This is a genomic window from Parasphingorhabdus sp. (assembly GCF_036963705.1).
In the GTDB taxonomy this organism is placed as follows: Bacteria; Pseudomonadota; Alphaproteobacteria; order Sphingomonadales; family Sphingomonadaceae; genus Parasphingorhabdus.
The window spans coordinates 1-4574 of the sequence record NZ_JBALUT010000117.1 but is presented as its reverse complement, the minus strand read 5'-3'; the positions used below and the strand labels follow the sequence as shown (position 1 = coordinate 4574).

At 53.3% G+C, this 4574-nt stretch carries 4 protein-coding genes and 1 pseudogene; 3 read left to right on the top strand and 2 right to left on the bottom strand.

Translation table 11 applies throughout. The features are described from left to right. Together V7680_RS14935 and V7680_RS14930 are read right to left on the bottom strand one after the other, a co-directional pair. Nucleotides 1–354: pseudogene (locus V7680_RS14935) on the bottom strand (UDP-glucose 6-dehydrogenase); the annotation flags it as partial. 178 nt (nucleotides 355–532) lie between these two features. After that, nucleotides 533–910, bottom strand: coding sequence for a MarR family EPS-associated transcriptional regulator (locus tag V7680_RS14930; RefSeq protein ID WP_335654056.1), 378 nt, complete (start codon nucleotides 908–910; stop codon nucleotides 533–535). 424 nt (nucleotides 911–1334) lie between these two features. Here V7680_RS14930 and V7680_RS15790 point away from each other — a divergent pair, with 424 nt between their 5' ends. From V7680_RS15790 to V7680_RS14920, 3 genes are all read left to right on the top strand, one after another. Then, entirely contained in the window at nucleotides 1335–1643 is a 309-nt protein-coding gene (locus V7680_RS15790; protein WP_442955061.1) for a transcription termination/antitermination NusG family protein, read from the top strand. Between the two features lie 427 nt (nucleotides 1644–2070). Beyond that, entirely contained in the window at nucleotides 2071–3597 is a 1527-nt protein-coding gene (locus V7680_RS14925; protein ID WP_335654055.1) for a toll/interleukin-1 receptor domain-containing protein, read from the top strand. 19 nt (nucleotides 3598–3616) lie between these two features. Further along, nucleotides 3617–4438: a hypothetical protein gene (locus V7680_RS14920; protein ID WP_335654054.1), complete on the top strand. Its 822-nt coding sequence runs from the start codon at nucleotides 3617–3619 to the stop codon at nucleotides 4436–4438. Nucleotides 4439–4574 lie beyond the last annotated feature (136 nt).

The following is a 4574-nucleotide window of genomic DNA, read 5'->3' as shown; positions in this document are numbered from 1 at the left end:
CACGACCACCGCATATCCGGTCAGGGCCTCGGCAATATCCTCGGCGGCTGCCATGACATAGGTCAGATCTGCATGTCCGTCACCGCGCCGTGTCGGCGTTCCGACAGCGATGAACACCGCGTCCGCGCCATCGACAGCCGCGGCCAGATCAGTCGTGAAACTCAACCGGCCAGCTGCCACGTTGCGCTCCATCACAGCGTCCAGTCCGGGTTCGTATATCGGAACTTCGCCGCGTTCCAGCTGGGCGATTTTTTCGGGGAGTTTGTCGACGCAGATCACATCATGGCCGAAATCCGAAAAGCACACACCCGAGACAAGTCCCACATAACCCGTGCCGATCATTGCAATTTTCATTGTTCGATAGTTCCCTTTACTAAATGTCCAAATGCCGTTTGCGCGCGCCAGTTCTCGGCCGGTGCGCCCATATTCTTGTTGCGCGAGGTCCGAAAAACCAAGCGATAGAGCGTTTCACGTGGTCGCAGGCAACCGCTTTTCGCGTCGATGGTGCATGTAGCGATTTTGTGACGCCCGGTCATTCGCTTTTGAGACCATCGCGTGATTGAGGCAATTGGGCCTCGGGAAGCTCTGCGGTGAGGCTGTCTATTTCCGCCTTGAGCGCCTCATGCTCTTCAATTTTCCGCAGCAAAAACCGTCGCGTCATCGCCGCTTTTTCGGAAATCCCCTGCAGGGTCAGCTTATACGCATAGCGACGCTTGTCTTCCGCAGCGGTGAAATTGCCGAGCTTTACCAAGCCTTTTTCGATCAACGCATTGAGCACATAATGCATGGCGCCGACGCTGACCCCGACGGCCTTCGCCATTTCCCGCTGAGACATTTCGGGATTGTCGTCGAGAAGACGAAGAACACGAAAGCGTGTGTCTTCCTGAAGTTTGCTGCGTTTGCTTGTCATATATTCAGGCTGATTTTTCTCAGGCTAGCGCACCAGACTTGCCGACCGGCGCCCAGCGATGCAGAATTTCTAGGGATAGATAGGGGATCTACACCGTTCATTTTTGAACGATAGCATGTTGCTGCACTTGCTCACAAGTCTTAAAATGAAAACATCTCGGGCAGCGGACTTCGCGTGCTCATCAGAACGAGAGGCTAGCTTTGTCGACAGTGCGGCTTGGGATATTGCAAATATTGCCCGAAACACAGCAACCACCGGTTGAAGCGAGAAATTGCATAAAGGAGCAGTCCAGGCCGCACAAGCTTGAACCGCACGCCTGCAGCGGGTCGTCTGATCAAGCGGTCGCTTCGTCTGGAACATTGTACTCGTTGGATCATCACGGCATTTTTGGAAAAGGCTGTTTGCATCTGGTCAAGCTTGAGCGATAGATGAAACGCAAGAGCTTGGCAGGCTTGAAACGGCATGCCATGATCGCGAAATCAGCTGGTTTCTGGCGCAGCTAAAATCCAACTGTGCCAATATCGCAGACAAAAACCTACAGCGGCAGGGCTTTCAGACCTTTTTGCCCATGGATCAGACCTTTTTGCTCATGGAAGAGCAAACGCGGCAGCATAACGGCAAGTTCATTGCCGCTAGGCAGCCTCTGTTTCCCGGCTACATTTTCGTCGTTTTTGATGTCGCTGACCGGCTCTGGCGGAGAGTCGAGCCGACTTACGGTGTGACCCGCTGGTAAACTTCGGCGAAAAGCCCGCGGCGGTGCCGGCCGGTCTTATGTCGCAGCTAATGCTGAGCTGTGATGCCAGCGGCAAATTGCTGCCGGCCAAGATATTGGAGCCTAGGGACGGGGTTGCCCTGACCAAGGCTCCCTTTGCCAATTTGTGGCCGAGGTAGTGAAGATCACGCCCAACCGGCGGGTCTGGGTCCTGATGGAGATCATGGGCGCCTACACAAAAGTCGCGATCGGTGCGGATCAACTGCGCAGGGTGTGAATTCTCCTCTCCCGGCAAGCCGCCTCTCCGCGGGATTACGTCACGAATCTTAAACCGTGACAGCGACCAGAAAACGCGATACCTTTCACCAGAAGCAATCGGGCAAATGTCGTCTGAACATTCGATCGCGGGGCAAAATTGGGAGACGCAGAGAAATCTGATCCGCAAGCGGTGCGTTTTCGCGCCTTTGTCAGCTACAGCCATGCCGATGCCACTATCGCGCAAAAACTCCACAGGAAAATCGAAACCTACCGGCTACCGCAACATTTGCGGGACCGCGAGAGTGAAGATGCGGACAATGGCCGTCTCGGGCGGATTTTTCGCGACCGCGAAGATTTGCCGGCGGCCGAGGATCTTTCGGAATCGGTGAAGCAGGCGCTGGCGGGGTCCGAGGCGCTGATCATCATCTGCTCGCCCGATGCCAGGGGATCGAAATGGGTCGCCCGCGAAATCGAACTGTTCCGGGCGCTGCACCCCGGCCGGCCGGTGCTGGCGGCGCTGGTGCGGGGTGAGCCGGAGGAGTCTTTTCCTCCGTCCTTGCTGGACGGTGCCGAACCGCTGGCGGCGGACCTGCGCAAGGAGGGAGACGGCTGGCGGCTGGGCTTTCTGAAGATCGTCGCGGGCATAGCCGGTGTTCCGCTCGATGCGCTGGTCCAGCGCGATGCCTCCCGTCGCATCCGCCGCGTGATGGCGGTCACGGGTGGCGCTCTGACCGCGCTGCTAGCCATGATCGGGATGACAATATTCGCGATCCAGTCGCGCAACGAAGCGCAGCACCAGCAGGCCGAAGCCGAAGGGCTGGTCGAATATATGCTCACCGATTTGCGCACCGAGCTGAAGGGTGTCGGCCGGCTCGACGTGATGACCAAGGTCAACGAACGGGCGATGGACTATTACGAGGACCAGGGCGACCTGTCCGACATGCCGGCAGAAAGCCTGGAGCGGCGTGCGCGAATCTTGCACGCGATGGGCGAGGATGACGAGAAACGCGGCGATCTCGACAAGGCGCTGGCGAAATTCACCGAAGCGCACCGGGTGACGGAGGCTTTGCTCGCAAGGGATCCGGATAATCCGGACCGGATTTTCGGGCATGCGCAGAGTGAATATTGGGTGGGGTATGTGGCTTATTTGCAGAGGGATTGGACGAAGGTTGCCAAAAATTGGAACGCCTACAGCGACTTAGCCAGCAAACTAATTTCAACGAACGCAAAGAATTCCAGTTGGCTTAGAGAAGCTGGGTATGCTGAAGGAAACCTATGCACTTTACAGATCATCGGGCAGCGAAACCTTACGCAAGCTCTTAAGCATTGCAAAGCATCGCTTGATCATATGTCTCAAGCCTTAATGTATTCCGATTCAAAGGCTCAAAGTATCCGTTTTGATATCGTCAATCGTCATGCTTGGCTTGCAGACATATATAAAAAATTGGATCAACTGAACGACGAGCGGGATCAGTTGGCTAAGGGTCTGACAGGTATTAGTTCTTTGCTTAGGCAAAACCCCAAGCACAGTGAATATTGGGGTGTGTGGGCTTCGTTGAAGATGGGCTCAGTTACGAACTTTAAAGCATTGGGCCAGCAGGCAGAAGCAAGACGCGATAAAGAAGAAGCGTTAATCAAAATCAACGAATTAATAGAGCTCGATCCATCAAATCGGGAATGGACCGCAATCAAACAAGTAATTTTGAAAACAAAGTAATGAAAAATGGGGATTTCAAATGAAACGTAAGCCGATATCAGTTTGGGTACTAAGCGCAGCGGTTCTACTCGTCGCGAGTTGTACAAATGATTCTCCATCAAAGGATAGGCTTCACAGCCCAAATTGGGCGCCTGTTGTACCTATTCCAGATAATGGAAAGTTGGTCCCCCAAAGGGGAATGATCTATTTCGTCGACATAAAGGCATCAGGCTCAAAGATCGAAGTTCTGTTTACCAAAAATTTTTACGGCGAAATAACTGGATCAAACTTCCACAGCGCCAGAAAAAATTTTGAAAAGTATCTGAAGAAGGCGGTGCTGGAGCCTAATGCTACTCCTGCCGGATGGAACAATGCGCAGATAGCCAAAAATTGCAAAAAGGCTATGGGGGACGTCACCCGACCTCACAATGGTAAACTCAAATGCGTGATAGCCGATTCTTCTGTTGCTGCCGCCAATAATAGTTTGTCGTTCGTCGCATTTGTTCTTGATCGGCAGAAAGAGAACTGGACATATGTCTGTGAAGATCTCACGAGTACGCCAACGCATGATGATCATGTCATACAAAGATACAAAAACTCTAAGGATTTATACACTGATCTTTATAAGATGGATGCTGATGGTAATCCGTTCAAAACTGGGTCCTGCAAAGATAATGTCGTTGCTGCTTACTTTGTTTCAAATGGAAAGGACGCATCAAATAATGGGAAAGATCATTATATTTCCCGGTTTAACCTTTACACCGAAGTTCATAGCAAGGGGGTCTCTGGCGAAGATGACACAAGTATTCCTGTCATCATTGATCCTGACGTTCGGTGGCCTGGAGGCCAAGGAGGCGGGTAAATAGGGGCCCCATGACCACCCTCGCCCAAATCCTCGCCATAGCCCGCGCCGGCAACCCTACGCGGGCGTGGACTCTGTTTCAGTCTTCCGGCTGGGATGCGCGCCTTGATGACCGAAAAGCGCTCACCCTAAAAGG

What these genes read in the sequence shown, in the direction of transcription:
- V7680_RS14930 (WP_335654056.1), bottom strand. Translation starts at nt 910, where the DNA reads ATGACAAGCAAACGCAGCAAACTTCAGGAAGACACACGCTTTCGTGTT.
- V7680_RS14920 (WP_335654054.1), top strand. Translation starts at nt 3,617, where the DNA reads ATGAAACGTAAGCCGATATCAGTTTGGGTACTAAGCGCAGCGGTTCTA.